Raw genomic sequence first — 18,416 nt, 5'->3', positions numbered from 1 at the left:
TCAAATCACACTACTTGTGACTTCAACTTCATTGAAAAGAGCTACTTAAAAAGTCGATGGAAACGACTTTTTTGGTAGCTCTTTTTTTCACCATTTATTTAAATAGCCCGAGGATTGATTGTACATTACGATTTGTATTTTGAATAAGTAATTCATCGCCTTTTTGAACGATGTTTTGTTTAACTAAATCCATCATTTCAAGAGCCATATCTGGATCCCGGATTAATGATTCGGATTTTTGTAAACTTTCTTCAGCACGCCCTATATTTTCATGATGGGATGTCAATGCATTATAATCAGAACCTACATTAGCCAAGTCTTTTGAAATATGTTCAATGGCTTTATCGATTTTACTAATTAAATCATCTGCATTTTCTCGAGTCTGTAAGTTAGCATTTTCGAGACCTAACGCTTTAGTACTTACATCAACAGTATCAATAGCCAACTTTTGGTCAGCATTTGAACCGACTTGGATAAATAATGGACGGATTTCACCTAGAATTCGTTTTGTGTTGAATTCTAAATTATCTGCTGTATCATTGATAGATTCCATTAATTGGTCTAATTCTTTTTGAGCCGCATTACGATCATCATCTGTTAGGGTGTCATTTGCAGCTTGTACTGCTAACTCCCGTCCACGATGCAATGCCACATTTACACTCTGTAATCCAGAATCTGTAACTTCTAAAACAGATAGTCCATCTTGCATATTTTGTTGAGCTCGTGAAAGGCCCTTAATCTGTGAGCGCATCGTTTCTGAGATACTGAGACCAGAAGCATTTAATGAGGCTCGAACAATTTTATCTCCACCTGATAACTTCTCAAGTGTTTTCGTGATTGCAGATTGATTCTTTTGAACACGGTTATTTGCAAAGGTCGTCCATGCCTTATTTTGTATTCTCAATCTATTCACCTCCATGTGAAATATTTGTTACCAAATGTAATATCGGCAAAATCTTACGAATTTTTTAGATTTGCTGAAAGATTCTTAGTTGACTCCGATAATAACAGTAATAAATATTGTGAACGTAGGAGGATTGAGTTAAATGCGAATATCGTCACAAGCACCTATTGAGAGTGTTACAACTACTGCTGGAACACAAGTCAAGTCATCCATTGTTGAAGTAAATGACATGGATAAAATGATTAAAGTACAGCAAAATTCACAACATGAAGAACAACCAGCTAAAGAAACGTTAGAAAGAGCGGTAAATGCTCTAAATGAATTTATGGAGTTTCATAGCAAAAACTCCAAGTTTGTCCTGCATGATGGACTAAATCGTTATTTTGTGCAAGTAGTAGACACCGAAACAGATGAAGTGGTACGTGAAATTCCACCAAAAAAGCTGTTAGATGCTTATTACACAATGCAAAAGTATTTAGGCATGGTAGTAGATGAAACAATCTAAAAAGCAAGATTACTGGGAGGTAATATAAATGGTAAACCGTGTAGGTGGATTAGCTTCAGGAATGGACATCGATGCATTAGTAGAAAAGTTAATGACGGCAGAACGTATGCCCCTAAATAAATTAAATCAAAAGAAAACAACATATGAATGGCAACGTGACGCATATCGTTCAGTAAATACAAAACTAAAAACATTTAGTGATTATTTATTTGATAATTTCTCGTTATCTAGTAATTTTGTGAAAAATAAAGTGAATGTGTCGAATAGTACAGCAGTATCTGTAACAGCAGGTTCTGGTGCTAGTGGTACATTAAATATTGATAAGGCTACATTAGCAACAGCAGCGAACAAAGTTGTCATTACTGCTCCTCCAACAGAAAAAAGTATAGCAACAAATGAAACAACTTTTGGAGAATTAGGAATCAATTCAAATTCTACTTTAAATTTAGCTATCAAAAAAGATGGGGAAGCAGATAATATTCAATCCATCAGTTTTGATAAAAATACTACACTAAAGAGTTTTATAGATGACTTAAATTCTAAAGGTTTTAATGCATCTATAACAAACGGTAAATTATCTATAACTGCTAAAGAATCAGGTGAATCTATTGAAGTACAAGGTAATCCTGATAATTCAGTAGAACTAGGTAAATTAGGCTTTGATGATACATCAGCCGGATCAAAGTTAGGTACATCTAAAACGCTTTATTCTAGTGTAAATAATAATAATACTACTACTAATAAAACCACTCTTGGTGAATTGGGGCTAACAGACGGAACTATAAAATTATCAGTTATTAATTCAACAGGTGAACTTGCCCCAGCTACTATAAATTATAAAGAAACAGACACTTTGGAATCTTTTATGAAACGTCTCAATGGAGCAGGATTAACGGCTATAGTATCTAATGATGGGAAAATGTCGATAACAGCAAATTCGACAGGTCATAAAGCGGGTGTGTCTATCAGAGTTGATGAAGATAATTCCGGTGTCTTTAATAAATTAGGTTTTTTAAGTGGTAATACAGGAAATATTAATAGCGATAAACCTGTCGTTAACGCATTTTATACAGTAAATGGAATGGAAATGGAAAGTACTTCAAATACATTTACACAATCTGGATATACAGTTACATTGAACCAAAATTTTTCTGGTTCAACAGTTTCCATATCAGCTGATAAAGACTTAGATTCTATGGTAGACAAAGTAAAAGAATTCGTCACTAAATATAACGAATTAATCACCGATTTAAATGATCATCTAAAAGAAACAAAATACCGTGACTACACCCCGTTAACTGCTGAACAACGTAAAGATATGACTGAAAGCGAGCAAAAGCTTTGGGATGAAAAAGCAATGAGCGGACTTTTACGTGGTGATTCAATTTTACGTAATGGTTTAGGTGATATGCGTAATGCACTGTATAGCCAAGTGAAAGGTCTAGGACTAGGAAATAACGTCATCGATACTATGTTTAAAATGGGGATTACGACATCAAGTAATTTTAATGATGGTGGTAAACTTGTTATTGATGAAACTAAGTTACGTAAAGCTCTAGAAGAAGATCCAGATCGTGTAGTTAAAACGTTAACTCAAAATGGTAGTAAAACAGATTCTGAAGGCGACACGCGTGGTATTGTACAACGATTACGTGACTCAATGTCTGACTTCACAAAAAATATCGAGAAAAAAGCTGGCCGTGCAACAATGACTGATAACCAATTTGCTATCGGTAAAAATTTAATCGATACGAATAAGCGAATCACTACTTTAACAGATCGTTTAAAGGACGTTGAAGCAAGATATTGGAAGCAATTCACTGCAATGGAGACAGCAATTAACAAAGCCAACTCACAATCGTCAATTTTCGCGCAATTTGGCGGACAATAACTGGTATAATAGTAGTAAACATTTTGAAGGAGTTGTATGATTTTGGCAGCACAATCAGCGCATCAAGCCTATAAACAAAATAGTGTGACGACGGCATCCCCTGGTGAGCTTACGTTAATGCTTTATAATGGATGTATTAAGTTTTTACATAAAGGTAAACTTGCTATTGGGTCGAAAGATGTAGAAGCGAAGAATACGAATCTATTAAAAGCGCAAGCAATTATCTCTGAATTAATGTCAACGTTGAACATGGATATTGAAATTTCTAAACAAATGCTAAATTTATATGAATATATGAATCGTCGTTTAGTTGAGGCGAATATTCAAAATGATGTAGCAATCATTGATGAAGTTGAGGGCTATGTTGTAGAATTCCGTGATACATGGAAAGAAGTTATACGCTTAAATCGTCAACAACAATTTACAGGGAATCAGATTTGATGGGGAAAGTCCAACAATTGCTAATTGCCTCCGAACAGCTTTATTCACACTTAACTAATTTTCCAGCTGATAAAGACCGTGATGCTTTTATCGAGAAGATAGATACCCTATTGGATGCTCGTGGAGCCATCATTGATGATATACAGGCAAATGATCCTAATGCATTAAATAATCATCCTCTATTAAAGAACCTTATTGAATTAGATAAAGGTATTAAAGAAGGTCTATTAAAAGTGAAAAATTTAATTAAAGCTGATATGCAACAACTCCAAACAACTAAAGCATCGGAGCAAAAGTACACAAATCCATATGCATCTGTCCGTACGATGGATGGCATGTATTATGACCGGAAAAATTAACTTCAACCCTCCTCACCCATTGAGGAGGGTTTTCTAATCACTTATACCTATCAATTTACCAATATAAACAGTTTGATTATAATGAAATTACATAAAAAGAGAAGGTGAGTTCTGATGAAATATAATCGCTTGGAGTCGTTTCGCCATATTCTTCAAGAACCTGTGAAAGCGGAATTTCGTTTGTGTATGGATGGCAAAGAACAGGGTAAATTATCGAGTAAAGTTGACTGTTTGATTTTAGATATTAGCCCGAGTGGCTTGAGGTTGTCGACACCTTTAAATTTGCCTGCGGAGAATTATTTAATTCGAATGGAGTTAATGTTTGTTCTTTTTTCGAAGCCTATACGTACAATAGGTGAAGTGAAATGGAAAAAATCAGGTAATGGCTCGTATGTATATGGCATTGATTTAGAAGAAGATGAAGCGGTTGAAGAGATGATTATTTCAGAACTCAAAGCGAGACGACGCACTGAAGTAATTAATAATAAAACGTCTTCTGATAATTGAGTGTTCAATATTTCGACAAAATTCTTCAGAATTCCTAAATTTTTTAAAATTTTTTTACGGTTTAAGAAGGAGTTTTTAGGGAAATGTAGAATTAGTAAGACATGGTTGAAATAAAGGAGGAGTTTACATGCTAACATTTAACATTCGTGGTGAAAACATTGAGGTGACTCCAGCAATTCGAGAATACGTTGAAAACAAGATTCAGAAAATGGAGCGTTATTTCAACGAAGATTTCGAAGCAACAGCTAACGTTAACTTGAAGCTTTACAATGATAAGCAAACTAAAGTTGAAGTAACTATTCCTATGAAAAACCTAACATTACGTGCTGAAGAGCGCAATGCAGATTTGTATGCAGGGATTGATTTAATTATAAACAAACTTGAGCGACAAATTCGTAAGCACAAAACAAAAGTGAACCGAAAATTCCGTGAGCGTGAAGGTGTAGGCTATTACTTTGCTACTGTTCAACAATCACCGACTGCAGCGGCTGTAGCTGAAGAAGAGGACGAATTAACAATTGTACGTACTAAACAATTCTCATTAAAACCAATGGATCATGAGGAAGCTGTTCTTCAAATGAACCTACTTGGTCATGATTTCTTCATCTTTACAGATGCAGAAACAGATGGTACGAACATAGTCTATAAACGTAGCGATGGCAAATACGGCTTAATTGAAACTAACTAACCAGTAAATATTTACATCCCTCATTTTAAATGAGGGGTGTTTTTTTATGCAAAAAAAGCGAATTTCGTAAAACTGTATTCATTAAAAATTACTTAATATTCCAATTTAATATTTGTATTGCAATATTTTTTCCATGTAATAAAATAGGTATAGATTAGTTCTAATGTATTATTAGGTGAGGTGTGTTAGTGGTTAAAAAGTTTTGGTTAAATGAAATAAGTTTTACTTGGAAAGTTTTGGTTCCTATGTTAATCGTCGTACTTTCTTTTTTTATACTTACTGCAACTTACACATATTCGAATACAAAGAAAATACAATTACAACAATTGGAAAAAGAACTTTCACTTGAAATTCAAAGTATCGAGAAGCAATTTTCAAATGAGTTATTTCAGAAAAGATTGATTGCCGAGCGTATTGGTGAAAAAAAAGAAGTAGAAACGTACATACAAAAAGCACATACACATGACAATGTGCAATTTCATAACTTAAATAATTCTGTACAGAAATTATTAGATGATGCTAAAAGTAAGAGTAGTTATATTGATCATATATGGATTACTGATGCTTATGGAGAATTTATGATAGGGAATTCAGGATTGTTGGCAGAGGATATGATTGGTATAAAAAAACGTCCTTGGTTTACACTAGATACAAAAAAAGAAGGAGTTTTTTATACAAAACCCTATCAAGATGAACATACGAAAACGAGTACAATCAGCGTCATTTATCCATTTTCCACAAATGATAAGAGGTTAGGCTATATAGGCATTGATATGGCTTTAAATAATCTTTTACCTACCGCTAAATCAGGTGGGATTACGGGTCAAAATATTGTTCTCTTCTCTTCAGATGGACATGTATTATTCGATGAAAATCAAATGTGGCCATTATTTAAAAAAGAGCATATTCCATTGAACATAAGCTCACCAGTTTCTATTGATAAAGGTGATTATTATGTCGAATTACGTAAAGTGAGTAATAGTGATTGGAAGATGGGGGTTTATGTTCCCGAAGAGAAAGTTTTAGCACCTTTAAAAGATTTCCAAAAGAGAATTATTTTTTTTTGGTTGGTCGCTATTCTTATTTTACTTTTTGTCATTAAGGCCGTGATGACTTATTCAATGAAAGATTTTAATTCCGTAGTTGACCAATTAAAGCAAATTGAAAAGGGAGATTATACAAAAAAACTCAAAATTCAACGTCGTGATGAAGTAGGAAGAATAGCAGATGCAGCTGAACATATGGGGAAACAAATACATAAGCAGATGGAAATTTTGAATTTTCAAGCAAGCTTTGATATGCTAACTAAACTACCAAATCGCTCTTCCATCGAGCGTCGAATAGATGTCGGAATTCGTCATTGTCGCTTGCAAAATGAAGAAATGACTGTCGCTTTTATAGATGTTGATAATTTCAAAGATGTAAATGATACACATGGCCATGCTTATGGTGATGAGTTATTAATTCAAGTTGGGCAACGAGTGCAAACGAGGCTAAGTAACAGTAGTTATCTAGGTCGCTTTGGTGGAGATGAATTTATTTTATTACTTAAAGCGAATTGCGAAGTTAGTCGACAAAATCTAAACGAAATACTATTGCTATTCAATGAACCATTCAATTTGAACGGTCATGATGTATATGCAACTGCTTCTATAGGAGTTGCAATATATCCGACAGATAGTATAACAAGGGCAGGATTATTAGTGAAGGCTGATACTGCTCTTTATGAAGCGAAGAAACAAGGGCGGAACCAGGTTGAATTTTTCAAAGGTGAGATGCAAGAAAGTTTTGAAAAGAAAATGCGTCTAGAGGCTGGATTACGGACAGCGCTTGAAAATAATGAATTTGAGTTATTTTATCAACCGCAATTAAATGTTTCCTTAGGGTATATGGCGAGTGCAGAGGCCTTAATTCGCTGGAATCATCCAGAATGGGGAATGGTGTCACCTGATGAATTTATCCCTTTAGCAGAGAGTTCTGGCCATATACGTTCGATTGGTGCTTGGGTCATTGATGAAGGTATTAAGATGGCAAAAACGTTAAAACAACATTATCCTAGATTACATCGAATCGGTTTAAATGTTAGTTCGGTACAACTAAGGGAACGGAATTTTGTAGAGCAAGTAAAAATGGCGATTGAAAAATACAATATTGATCCTTCTTTAATTGAACTAGAAATTACAGAATCTGTTGTCATCGATCGTTTAGAGGAAACAATTGAAAAACTTTCAGCGTTAAAAAAATTAGGAATTGCTCTTGCTTTAGATGATTTTGGGACAGGCTACTCTTCACTAAATTATTTGCGTCGTTTGCCAATTGATCGAGTAAAGCTAGATCGATCGTTTATTCAAGAAATGGATGAGGATCCTAAAAAGGCAACAATGGTGCATTATATTATTGAAATGGCACATAGTTTAGGACTGAAAGTTGTTGCGGAAGGTGTCGAAACAGAGAAGCAAATGCAGATGTTAAATATGCTGCAAGTAGACAAGGTACAAGGGTATTTTTATAGTAGACCTATAACGCAAGAAGGACTTTTCACATTTGTAGATGAAAAATATGGAGAAATTCAATTGTAAAATAACTAGGGTTCATTTGCACTAAGTATCAAATCAGTGTTAAAATGAGCTTTGAGACTATATGGGATGTGAAGATAAATGCTTGGCATATTAAATAAAGTTTTCGATTTTAATAAACGTGAAATTAAACACTTATCAAAAGTTGCAGATGCTGTTGAAGCGTTTGCTGGACAAATAGAGAAATTATCTGATGAAGAATTGAAGGCGAAAACAGAAGAATTTAAAGAACGCTATGCAAATGGTGAAGATTTAGATTCGCTTCGTCCTGAGGCATTTGCCGTTGTTCGTGAAGGAGCTCGCCGTGTTTTAGGTATGTTCCCATTCCGCGTACAGCTTATGGGGGGCGCAACCCTTCATGAAGGTAATATCGCCGAGATGAAAACGGGTGAAGGTAAAACGTTAACTTCTACTTTACCTGTGTATTTAAATGCGATCACTGGTAAAGGTGTTCATGTAATTACGGTCAACGAATACCTTGCAAGTCGTGATGCTGCTGAAATGGGTAGACTATATGAATTCCTTGGCTTAACTGTAGGTCTGAACTTAAATAGTTTATCTAAAGATGAAAAGCGCGAAGCATATAATTGTGATATTACTTACAGTACAAACAATGAGTTAGGATTCGATTACTTACGTGACAACATGGTTCTTTATAAAGAAGAGCGAGTGCAACGTCCACTTTACTATGCTGTAATTGATGAAATTGACTCTATCTTAATTGATGAAGCGCGTACGCCTTTGATCATTTCTGGACAAGCTGGAAAATCAGCTCAACTGTATAAACAATCAAATGCATTTGTACGTACTTTAAAAATAGAAGAAGATTATACGTATGAAGAACAAACAAAAGGTGTTACATTAACCGAGAAAGGTATTGAAAAAGCTGAAAGTGCATTCAATATCGACAACCTTTTTGATTTAACACATGTCGGTTTAAACCATGCTATTAACCAATCGCTAAAAGCACATGCTTCAATGCATCTTGATGTTGACTATGTCGTTCAAGATGGGGAAATTGTTATCGTTGACTCTTTCACTGGTCGTTTAATGGATGGTCGTCGTTATAGCGATGGTCTTCACCAAGCGATCGAGGCGAAGGAAGGTCTTGAGATTCAAAATGAATCCATGACAATGGCAACGATTACGTTCCAAAACTACTTCCGTATGTATGAAAAATTATCTGGTATGACAGGTACAGCGAAAACAGAGGAAGAGGAATTCCGCAACATTTACAATATGCAAGTTGTGACAATTCCAACAAATAAACCGATTGCTCGTGATGACCGTCCTGATTTAATATACGCTTCTATGAAAGGCAAGTTTGAAGCTGTTGCAGATGATATTGCTGAACGCCATAAAAATCAGCAACCAGTTCTAGTAGGTACTGTTGCTATTGAAACATCTGAATTGATATCGAACTTGTTAACAAAACGTGGCATTCCACATGAAGTATTAAATGCGAAAAACCATGAACGTGAAGCTGAAATTATTGCAGAAGCAGGTTCAAAAGGTTCAGTTACAATTGCAACAAACATGGCTGGTCGTGGTACAGATATTAAATTAGCTGATGGCGTATTAGATATTGGTGGTTTAGCTGTAATTGGTACTGAACGTCATGAATCTCGTCGTATCGATAATCAGTTACGTGGTCGTGCTGGTCGTCAAGGTGACCCTGGTGTGACTCAGTTCTATCTTTCTCTTGAAGATGAATTAATGCGTCGTTTCGGTTCTGAAAATATGAAGAATATGATGACTAAACTAGGCATGGATGATTCTCAACCAATTCAATCTAGTATGGTATCTCGTGCAGTAGAATCAGCGCAAAAACGTGTTGAAGGTAACAACTTCGACTCTCGTAAGCGTCTATTACAATATGATGATGTTATGCGTCAACAACGTGAAATTATCTACAAAGAACGTTACGAAGTACTTGAAACGGACAATATGCGTGATTTAGTTGAAACGATGATTGATGAAGTGTTAGTGAACACAGTAAATGCATATACTTCTTCAGACTCGGAATCTGATTGGAACTTAAAAGCAATCGAAGACTTCATTTCTGCGAATTTATTACCTGAAGGGGTTATTACTGTTGAAGATTTACATGGTAAATCAGTTGATGATATCCTAGATGAAATTCGTAAAGAAATTAAAGCACACTATGATGAAAAAGAGGCAGAGCTTTCACCAGAGCGTATGCGTGAGTTTGAGAAAGTAATTTTACTTCGAGCAATTGACTCTAAATGGATCGATCACATCGATGCTATGGATCAATTACGACAAGGTATCCACTTACGTGCATACGGTCAAACTGATCCACTTCGCGAATACCAACAAGAAGGTTTCGAAATGTTCGATGCTATGGTTGAAGCAATCCGCGTAGATGTTGCAAAATATGCGATGAAAGCTGAAATTCGCAGCAATTTAGAACGTGAAGAAGTGGCGAAGGGCCAAGCTGTTAACCCAAAAGAAGACGGCGAAAAAGTGAAGAAAAAACCAGTCCGCAGCAAAGATGCCAACATTGGTCGTAATGATTTATGTCCATGTGGAAGCGGTAAAAAATATAAAAACTGCCACGGTGCAGTATAATAAAGCCTTATTATATGATTAAATGAATAGGTGGCAACTAACAAAACATGGGGGGATTTTATCCTCTCATGTTTTATGCCGTCCTAAGGGGTAATCATTTAGGCAAAGATTATTGTGAAATAATCAAACCAAATTTGGAGGAATACAAAAAATGTTTGAATTAGCAGACGTGCGTAACGAGTTAGACAATTCAGCTAAGAAATTAGCGGACTTCAGGGGGTCTCTTTGACTTAGAAAACAAAGAGGCACGAATACAAGAATTTGACGAATTAATGCTTGAACCAGAATTCTGGAACAATCAACAACAAGCACAAAATATTATTAATGAGTCAAAAGGCTTAAAAGAAGTTGTGAATGAATATAAAGAATTAGAAGATACACAAGAAAACTTAGAAATGACACTAGAATTATTACGTGAAGAACCTGATGAAGAATTACAAGATGATTTAACGGTTGAGTTAAAAGAATTCGTAGCACGTTTAAAAGAATTCGAACTACAGTTATTGTTAAGTGAACCTTATGATAAAAACAACGCAATCTTGGAACTTCACCCGGGCGCTGGTGGTACCGAGTCGCAAGATTGGGGTTCAATGTTATTGCGTATGTATACGCGCTGGGCTGAAAAACGTGGCTTTAAAGTAGAAACAATGGATTATTTACCTGGCGATGAGGCCGGCATTAAGTCAGTTACATTAGCTATTAAAGGACATAATGCATATGGCTATTTAAAAGCTGAAAAAGGTGTTCACCGTCTTGTACGTATTTCACCTTTCGATTCATCAGGTCGCCGTCATACTTCATTCGTATCATGTGACGTGATGCCAGAATTTAACGATGAAATTGAAATTGATATCCGTACAGAAGATTTGAAAATTGATACGTACCGTGCGACTGGTGCAGGTGGTCAGCATATTAATACAACTGACTCCGCTGTTCGTATTACCCACACACCAACAGGTACAGTTGTTCAATGTCAGGCTGAACGTTCGCAAATTAAAAACCGTGAAAAAGCAATGGGTATGTTAAAAGCGAAGTTGTATCAATTGAAAATTGAGGAACAACAAGCGGAATTAGATGAAATTCGTGGAGAGCAAAAAGAAATTGGCTGGGGTAGTCAAATTCGTTCATACGTATTCCACCCATATTCAATGGTAAAAGACCACCGTACAAGTGCTGAAACAGGAAACGTGCAAAATGTTATGGATGGTGACATTGATCAATTTATCAATGCTTACTTACGATCTAAACTTTAATTTAACTATGAAAAGCCATTCGACGGAGTAATTCGTTGAATGGCTTTTTTGCATGTAAAAAGGGTATGTTTCCTACTTGCAATTTCTTATAAACGTAGTAAAATACAAAGTAAGAACAAATGTTCCTATTTTGGAGGTGGAAGCATGTCGCGTATCCCAAATGAAGCTCTTGCGGTGCTTGAAACAGTTATTTACTTACCAATGGTACTATCCATTTTCGAAAGAGACTGTAAAGCATTTGAACAAGGAACATTCAAATTGAAGCGGCCATATATCGATTTAGTGCATGAAGCGATGAAACAGGTGCAAAGTGAATTACATGCAGCTCATCAATATTTGCAAAAAAACCGGCTTAAAATTATGCGAGGAAATCGTGATGAGTTATTTTCTGAATACATCTTTATATACAATAATACTGAAGAATATCGTCGGTATTCTAATATTCGATTACGTAACCGAGTAGAAGAACTGTTAACATTTTATTTAACACAAGTCCAATTTAAAAAAGAGAAGGACGTTTAATCTCGAAACGTTGTTGTAAAAAGTATGCCATTGCTAGTTGAGTTCTCATTGTGATGACTGATACGTCTACTTCAACATCTTGTCCGTTTTTAAAAGACACAAGACTTTTTGATGGACCAGCATCTTCAAAAAACTCAATTGCATGCATAGCAAACCAAACATTATAATGCGAATTAGGCGATAAAGTTGGCATGAAAATACAAGGTGTACCATAATCATAAGCAACGACAATAGGGAGTTTATGGCGTGCGCCAAGATATTCTTTTGACTTGTTCGTAGCAAGCTTAAAAGAAGTACCATAGTCAGAGCAAGATTTATGTATTACTCTAGATGGCCTTGCATCTACAAGAAATTCCCTCTCCTTTTCAACTACTCTTGTGTAAATGTGATTACCCTCGAAAACTGGCATAAGGGCAAATGTACTAAAAGACAATGTGAAATTCGATAATTTCGTCAGTTTTTCATCCAATATTTGTTCCTCCCTCCGAATGATAGTGAAATTAGTATAATTTCACTATCATTTTAACTATAATTGGTATAAAGTGCAACGGTAAAATGGAATATATAATTATAATATCCTATATATTACCTTTAATATAAATTAAGATTGCTTATTTATCTGAAATTTCTTATAATAGAAAAAAGGCATTCGAGGTGAGATCGTTGGATAAATATTATTCCTATACCGATTTTCTAAAAGCTCTTGGACGAACTGACAACACGAATAATGCTGAAAAATTGTTAGATACGATCTATTTAGATTTGTTTTTAAACCATGTACATCGTGCACAAACGGAAGAGTATCTATTAGCTTGCATTGACTCAGCCCTAGATGAAAGAAATGAAGTCGCCTTTTATCAATACGCAAAAGAATTAGAGAAATTGCAGACAAGCGCCGGATAAGCATTGTTAGATAATTAATGATAATAGAAATACTAGTATAAGTTTCGAGCTTATACATAGAGAATTTCAACATAGAAGAAGATCGTTCCTATATTGGAACGATTTTTTTGTTGATTTAATATCATTGGAAATAAGTAAGTGTAAACAGCATTGAGTGGACACATATAAACTTGTTTTTAAATTGAATTATCGATAGTAAAAGAAATGAGTAAATCTATAATGATAAATGCCTCGGTAGTACAATAATTGGCAAAACAATGAAACTAGTTTCGAAAAACATATGTTCGCTTATTGCTCGATATTTCCAATTTGCTATGGTAAAATATATGTAATTAGTAACAAGGAGGACGTGGCTATGGTTCAGGCATTTGATTTACATTCACCATACAAGCCAAATGGCGATCAGCCAGCAGCAATAGCAGAGCTTGTAGAAGGTATCCGTCAAGGTAAACAACACCAAACCTTACTAGGAGCAACGGGTACAGGTAAAACATTTACAATTTCCAATGTTATAAAGGAAGTCAAAAAGCCGACCCTTGTGATTGCTCATAATAAGACACTCGCGGGTCAATTATATAGTGAATTCAAAGAATTTTTTCCAAATAATGCAGTAGAATATTTCGTCAGCTATTATGACTACTATCAGCCAGAAGCTTATGTACCACAAACCGATACATATATCGAGAAGGACTCTAGTATTAATGATGAAATTGATAAGTTGCGACATTCAGCAACATCTTCATTATTTGAAAGAGAAGATGTTATCGTCATCGCATCTGTTTCTTGTATTTACGGTCTCGGTTCACCAGAAGAATACCGAGAAATGGTGTTGTCTATCCGAACAGGGATGGAAATCGAAAGGAATCAATTGTTACGTAAACTTGTAGATATTCAGTATGAACGTAATGATATTAATTTCACACGCGGAACATTTCGAGTACGCGGTGATGTTGTTGAAATTTTTCCAATATCTAGGGACGAGAGATGCTTGCGTGTAGAATTTTTCGGTGATGAAGTAGAGCGTATTCGTGAAGTTGATGCGTTAACAGGAGAAATTCTTGGCGAACGAGAGCATGTCGCTATCTTCCCTGCATCCCACTTTGTTACGCGAGAAGAAAAAATGGTCAAAGCCATTGAGAATATTAAAGATGAATTGAAGGAACAACTTGAGAAACTTCGAGAGGAAGATAAGTTACTCGAAGCTCAACGCTTAGAACAAAGAACAAATTATGATTTAGAAATGATGAGCGAAATGGGCTTCTGTTCAGGAGTAGAAAACTATTCTCGCCATTTAACACTAAGACCAGCAGGTGCAACACCATACACATTATTAGATTACTTCCCAGAGGATTTTTTGCTAGTAGTGGATGAAAGTCATGTTACATTACCACAAATCCGAGGAATGTATAACGGTGACCAAGCGCGCAAAGGTGTTTTAGTTGATCATGGATTCCGCTTACCATCAGCACTTGATAATAGACCGTTAAAATTTGAAGAATTTGAGAAACATGTTCATAACGCAATTTTTGTTTCTGCTACACCAGGACCTTATGAATTGGAACATACACCTGATATGGTAGAGCAAATTATTCGTCCAACTGGTCTTCTTGATCCTGAGATCGAAGTACGACCAATTGAAGGTCAGATCGATGATTTAATCCATGAAATTAATTTACGGACTGAAAAAAATGAGCGTGTATTAATTACAACATTAACGAAAAAAATGTCAGAAGATTTAACGGATTATTTAAAAGAAATAGGGATTAAAGTACAGTACTTACACTCAGAAGTTAAAACGTTAGAGCGAATTGAAATCATTCGTGAATTGCGTATGGGAATATACGACGTATTAATCGGAATTAACTTACTTCGTGAAGGTATTGATATCCCAGAAGTATCTTTAGTTGCCATACTGGATGCAGATAAGGAAGGCTTCCTACGTTCAGAGCGTTCGCTCATCCAAACAATTGGACGTGCAGCACGTAATTCGAACGGTCACGTTATTATGTATGCCGATCGTATGACGGATTCGATGACAAAAGCAATCGACGAAACAAATCGCCGTCGTACAATTCAAGCTGACTACAATGAGGAGCATGGCATTACGCCAAGAACCATTCAGAAAGAAATTCGCGATGTAATTCGGGCAACACAGGCAGCCGAAGAACAAGAAACATACGTAACAAAAGTAATGAAGGGTAAAAAGCTAACAAAGCAAGAAAGAGAAACACTTTTACTTTCATTAGAAAAAGAAATGAAGGATGCCGCAAAAGCGCTCGACTTCGAACGTGCTGCAGAGCTTCGTGATACAATCCTGGAACTGAAAGCGGAAGGATGAAAAAATTGAAAAATCAAGAAATTATCGTTCAAGGTGCACGTGCAAATAATTTGAAAAACGTAGATGTTAAAATCCCGCGAGATAAGCTCGTTGTTATAACTGGCTTATCGGGTTCTGGAAAATCCTCTCTCGCATTCGATACAATCTATGCAGAAGGTCAAAGACGTTATGTGGAGTCCTTATCTGCATATGCTCGCCAATTTCTAGGGCAAATGGACAAACCAGATGTTGATGCAATCGAAGGTCTCTCACCAGCTATTTCTATTGACCAAAAAACAACAAGTCGCAATCCACGTTCAACGGTTGGAACAGTCACAGAAATATATGACTATTTGCGCTTATTGTATGCACGTGTCGGCAAACCGATTTGCCCAAATCATGGCATAGAAATTACGTCACAAACTGTAGAGCAAATGGTGGATCGTCTTGTGCAATTTCCTGAACGTACGAAAATGCAATTGTTGGCTCCAATGGTTTCAGGGCGTAAAGGGACACATGTGAAACTTCTTGAAGACTTGAAAAAACAAGGGTATGTTCGAGTTCGTGTCGACGGAGAATTACGTGATTTAGATGATAATATTGAATTAGACAAAAATAAAAAGCATAGTATTGAAGTAGTCATTGACCGTGTTGTTTTAAAAGAAGGCGTGGAAGCTCGTTTAAGTGATTCTCTTGAAACAGCACTTAGATTGGCAGAAGGTCGTGTAATGGTTGATGTTATGGAGCATGAGGAGCTTCTATTCAGTGAGCATCACGCTTGTCCAATCTGTGGCTTTTCAATTGGCGAATTGGAACCAAGAATGTTCTCGTTCAACAGTCCTTTTGGTGCATGTACAAAATGTGATGGGTTAGGAACAAAATTAGAAGTAGATCCTACGCTTGTAATACCTGATTGGAGTCGTTCATTAAATGATAATGCGCTAGCACCTTGGGAACCAACAAGTTCACAATATTATCCTCAACTGTTAAAAGCAGTTTGTGACCATTTTGACATCGATATGGATATACCAGTTGAAGAAATACCGAAAGATAAGATGGATAAAATTTTAAACGGTTCTGGCACGGAAAAAATCCACTTCCATTATGAGAATGACTTTGGTAATGTTCGGGATCAAGATATTATTTTTGAAGGTGTCCTACGTAATATTGAAAGACGCTTTCGTGAAACAACTTCTGATTATATCCGTGAGCAAATGGAAAAGTACATGGCACAGCAACATTGCCCATCATGTAAAGGATACCGCTTAAAACCTGAGACATTGGCGGTTAAAGTTGATAGCAAACATATTGGAGAAGTGACGGAGTATTCTATTAAGGATGCATACGTTTTCTTCTCGACACTTTCACTTTCTGAGAAGGATATGCAAATTGCCCGCCTGATTTTACGTGAAATACTAGAACGTTTAGGTTTCCTCGTTAACGTTGGGCTCGATTATTTAACATTAAGCCGAGCTGCAGGAACATTATCTGGTGGGGAAGCGCAGCGTATTCGCTTAGCAACTCAAATTGGATCGCGCTTAACAGGTGTTTTGTATATTCTTGATGAGCCATCTATTGGATTGCATCAAAGAGACAATGACCGTTTGATTGATACACTAAAAAACATGCGTGATATTGGTAACACATTGATTGTCGTAGAGCATGATGAAGACACGATGCTTGCGGCTGATTATTTAATTGATGTTGGTCCAGGAGCTGGTGTACATGGTGGAGAAATCGTAGCTGCTGGAACACCTGCTCAAGTTATGAAAGATAAACATTCATTAACTGGGCAATATTTAAGTGGCAAAAAGTTCATTCCACTTCCAATTGAACGTCGTAAGCCAGACGGACGTTTCATTACGATAAAAGGCGCTAAAGAAAATAATTTAAAAAATGTTAAGGCGGATATTCCACTTGGTTTATTTATTGCTGTAACTGGAGTTTCAGGATCAGGGAAAAGTACGCTAATTAATGAAATTCTCTATAAATCGCTAGCACAAAAACTGAACCGCTCTAAGGTGAAGCCAGGTGAAGTGAAAGAAATTACAGGTATCGAACAGCTTGAGAAGGTAATTGATATCGACCAATCACCAATAGGTCGTACACCGCGTTCAAATCCTGCGACATATACAGGTGTCTTTGATGACATTCGTGATGTATTTGCAACAACGAATGAGGCGAAAGTGCGTGGCTATAAAAAGGGTCGCTTTAGCTTTAATGTCAAAGGCGGACGCTGTGAAGCTTGTCGTGGTGACGGAATTATTAAAATTGAAATGCATTTCTTACCTGATGTTTATGTACCGTGCGAAGTATGCCATGGTAAGCGTTATAATCGTGAAACATTAGAAGTAAAATATAAAGACAAGAGTATCGCCGATGTTTTGAAAATGACCGTTGAAGACGCAGTGGCATTTTTCACAAACATACCTAAAATTTCACGTAAGTTACAAACAATTGTAGATGTCGGTTTAGGCTATATGGAACTTGGCCAGCCTGCTACAACATTATCAGGTGGGGAAGCACAGCGTGTAAAATTAGCGTCTGAGTTGCATAAACGCTCAAATGGTAAGTCCATTTATATATTAGACGAACCGACTACAGGTTTGCATGCAGAAGATATTGCACGATTATTGATAGTATTACAACGTCTAGTTGAAAGTGGTGATACTGTGTTGGTAATTGAACATAATCTGGATGTTATTAAAACAGCTGATCATATAATTGATTTAGGTCCAGAAGGTGGCGATAAAGGCGGTATGATTATTGCAACTGGAACACCTGAAGAGGTAATTAAAGTGAAAGAATCTTACACAGGACATTATTTGAAGCCAATTATAGAACGCGATCGAGCACGTATGGATAAAGTATTGACAACAGCTACAAATAAGTAGAGACAAATATTCTAGGTATATGAAACTTTTTCCATGAAATTTCGTAAATAATAGTAATAAGTAG

Annotated in this window: 15 protein-coding genes; 13 read left to right on the top strand and 2 right to left on the bottom strand. The window is 36.1% G+C overall.

Translation table 11 applies throughout. The features are described from left to right. Positions 1–94 precede the first annotated feature (94 nt). Positions 95–913 (bottom strand): flagellin, encoded by an 819-nt coding sequence (locus MHH98_RS18485; RefSeq protein ID WP_327192105.1) that lies wholly within the window; start codon positions 911–913, stop codon positions 95–97. Positions 914–1,046: 133 nt separating this feature from the next. Here MHH98_RS18485 and MHH98_RS18480 point away from each other — a divergent pair, with 133 nt between their 5' ends. The 10 genes from MHH98_RS18480 to MHH98_RS18435 all read left to right on the top strand — a co-directional run bounded on the left by MHH98_RS18480 (position 1,047) and on the right by MHH98_RS18435 (position 12,238). Beyond that, entirely contained in the window at positions 1,047–1,409 is a 363-nt protein-coding gene (locus MHH98_RS18480; RefSeq protein WP_340709297.1) for a flagellar protein FlaG, read from the top strand. A 28-nt stretch (positions 1,410–1,437) separates the two neighbouring features. After that, entirely contained in the window at positions 1,438–3,300 is a 1,863-nt protein-coding gene (fliD, locus tag MHH98_RS18475) for a flagellar filament capping protein FliD (RefSeq protein WP_340713359.1), read from the top strand. Between the two features lie 36 nt (positions 3,301–3,336). Next, positions 3,337–3,741: a flagellar export chaperone FliS gene (gene fliS, locus MHH98_RS18470; protein WP_038179700.1), complete on the top strand. Its 405-nt coding sequence runs from the start codon at positions 3,337–3,339 to the stop codon at positions 3,739–3,741. After that, positions 3,741–4,100, top strand: a complete 360-nt coding sequence (locus MHH98_RS18465; protein WP_340709294.1) for a flagellar protein FliT — start codon at positions 3,741–3,743, stop codon at positions 4,098–4,100. The genes fliS and MHH98_RS18465 overlap by 1 nt, the downstream gene beginning before the upstream one ends. Positions 4,101–4,214: 114 nt before the next feature. Next, positions 4,215–4,607, top strand: coding sequence for a PilZ domain-containing protein (locus tag MHH98_RS18460; protein ID WP_340713357.1), 393 nt, complete (start codon positions 4,215–4,217; stop codon positions 4,605–4,607). Between the two features lie 127 nt (positions 4,608–4,734). Beyond that, entirely contained in the window at positions 4,735–5,295 is a 561-nt protein-coding gene (gene hpf / locus MHH98_RS18455) for a ribosome hibernation-promoting factor, HPF/YfiA family (protein WP_038179694.1), read from the top strand. 188 nt (positions 5,296–5,483) lie between these two features. Continuing rightward, positions 5,484–7,874, top strand: a complete 2,391-nt coding sequence (locus MHH98_RS18450; RefSeq protein ID WP_340711598.1) for a bifunctional diguanylate cyclase/phosphodiesterase — start codon at positions 5,484–5,486, stop codon at positions 7,872–7,874. Between the two features lie 78 nt (positions 7,875–7,952). Beyond that, positions 7,953–10,463 (top strand): preprotein translocase subunit SecA, encoded by a 2,511-nt coding sequence (gene secA, locus MHH98_RS18445; protein WP_076034102.1) that lies wholly within the window; start codon positions 7,953–7,955, stop codon positions 10,461–10,463. Positions 10,464–10,614: 151 nt separating this feature from the next. After that, positions 10,615–11,716, top strand: a protein-coding gene (gene prfB, locus MHH98_RS18440; RefSeq protein ID WP_143691067.1) for a peptide chain release factor 2 whose coding sequence is annotated in 2 segments (ribosomal slippage) — positions 10,615–10,689 and positions 10,691–11,716 — 1,101 coding nt in all. Because the reading frame shifts where the segments join, the coding sequence is not laid out codon by codon here. Positions 11,717–11,860: 144 nt separating this feature from the next. Then, positions 11,861–12,238, top strand: a complete 378-nt coding sequence (locus MHH98_RS18435) for a hypothetical protein (RefSeq protein ID WP_038179688.1) — start codon at positions 11,861–11,863, stop codon at positions 12,236–12,238. On the opposite strand, the gene MHH98_RS18430 is transcribed toward MHH98_RS18435, so the two are convergent. Next, a complete protein-coding gene (locus MHH98_RS18430) occupies positions 12,216–12,707 on the bottom strand; it encodes a competence protein ComK (RefSeq protein ID WP_051448560.1) in 492 nt (163 codons plus the stop codon). The genes MHH98_RS18435 and MHH98_RS18430 overlap by 23 nt on opposite strands. A gap of 185 nt (positions 12,708–12,892) precedes the next feature. Here MHH98_RS18430 and MHH98_RS18425 point away from each other — a divergent pair, with 185 nt between their 5' ends. The 3 genes from MHH98_RS18425 (at position 12,893) to uvrA (ending at position 18,352) form a co-directional block, all read left to right on the top strand. After that, complete coding sequence (locus MHH98_RS18425) at positions 12,893–13,141, top strand: IDEAL domain-containing protein (protein WP_412104673.1); 249 nt, start codon at positions 12,893–12,895, stop codon at positions 13,139–13,141. A gap of 355 nt (positions 13,142–13,496) precedes the next feature. After that, on the top strand, positions 13,497–15,479 hold the full coding sequence (uvrB, locus tag MHH98_RS18420; protein ID WP_038179679.1) for an excinuclease ABC subunit UvrB: 1,983 nt from the start codon (positions 13,497–13,499) through the stop codon (positions 15,477–15,479). 5 nt (positions 15,480–15,484) lie between these two features. Continuing rightward, the gene (uvrA, locus tag MHH98_RS18415; RefSeq protein ID WP_038179866.1) at positions 15,485–18,352 is read left to right on the top strand and encodes an excinuclease ABC subunit UvrA; all 2,868 of its coding nucleotides are present in this window, start codon (positions 15,485–15,487) and stop codon (positions 18,350–18,352) included. The last annotated feature ends 64 nt before the right edge of the window (positions 18,353–18,416 follow it).

The organism is Viridibacillus sp. FSL H8-0110, assembly GCF_038003565.1.
GTDB lineage: Bacteria > Bacillota > Bacilli > Bacillales_A > Planococcaceae > Viridibacillus > Viridibacillus arenosi.
This window is presented reverse-complemented; position numbering and strand designations above follow the sequence as displayed.

Coding starts and splice junctions, on each gene's coding strand:
- MHH98_RS18480 (WP_340709297.1), top strand. CDS start 1,047: ATGCGAATATCGTCACAAGCACCTATTGAGAGTGTTACAACTACTGCT.
- fliD (WP_340713359.1), top strand. CDS start 1,438: ATGGTAAACCGTGTAGGTGGATTAGCTTCAGGAATGGACATCGATGCA.
- fliS (WP_038179700.1), top strand. CDS start 3,337: ATGATTTTGGCAGCACAATCAGCGCATCAAGCCTATAAACAAAATAGT.
- MHH98_RS18465 (WP_340709294.1), top strand. CDS start 3,741: ATGGGGAAAGTCCAACAATTGCTAATTGCCTCCGAACAGCTTTATTCA.
- MHH98_RS18460 (WP_340713357.1), top strand. CDS start 4,215: ATGAAATATAATCGCTTGGAGTCGTTTCGCCATATTCTTCAAGAACCT.
- hpf (WP_038179694.1), top strand. CDS start 4,735: ATGCTAACATTTAACATTCGTGGTGAAAACATTGAGGTGACTCCAGCA.
- secA (WP_076034102.1), top strand. CDS start 7,953: ATGCTTGGCATATTAAATAAAGTTTTCGATTTTAATAAACGTGAAATT.
- MHH98_RS18435 (WP_038179688.1), top strand. CDS start 11,861: ATGTCGCGTATCCCAAATGAAGCTCTTGCGGTGCTTGAAACAGTTATT.
- uvrB (WP_038179679.1), top strand. CDS start 13,497: ATGGTTCAGGCATTTGATTTACATTCACCATACAAGCCAAATGGCGAT.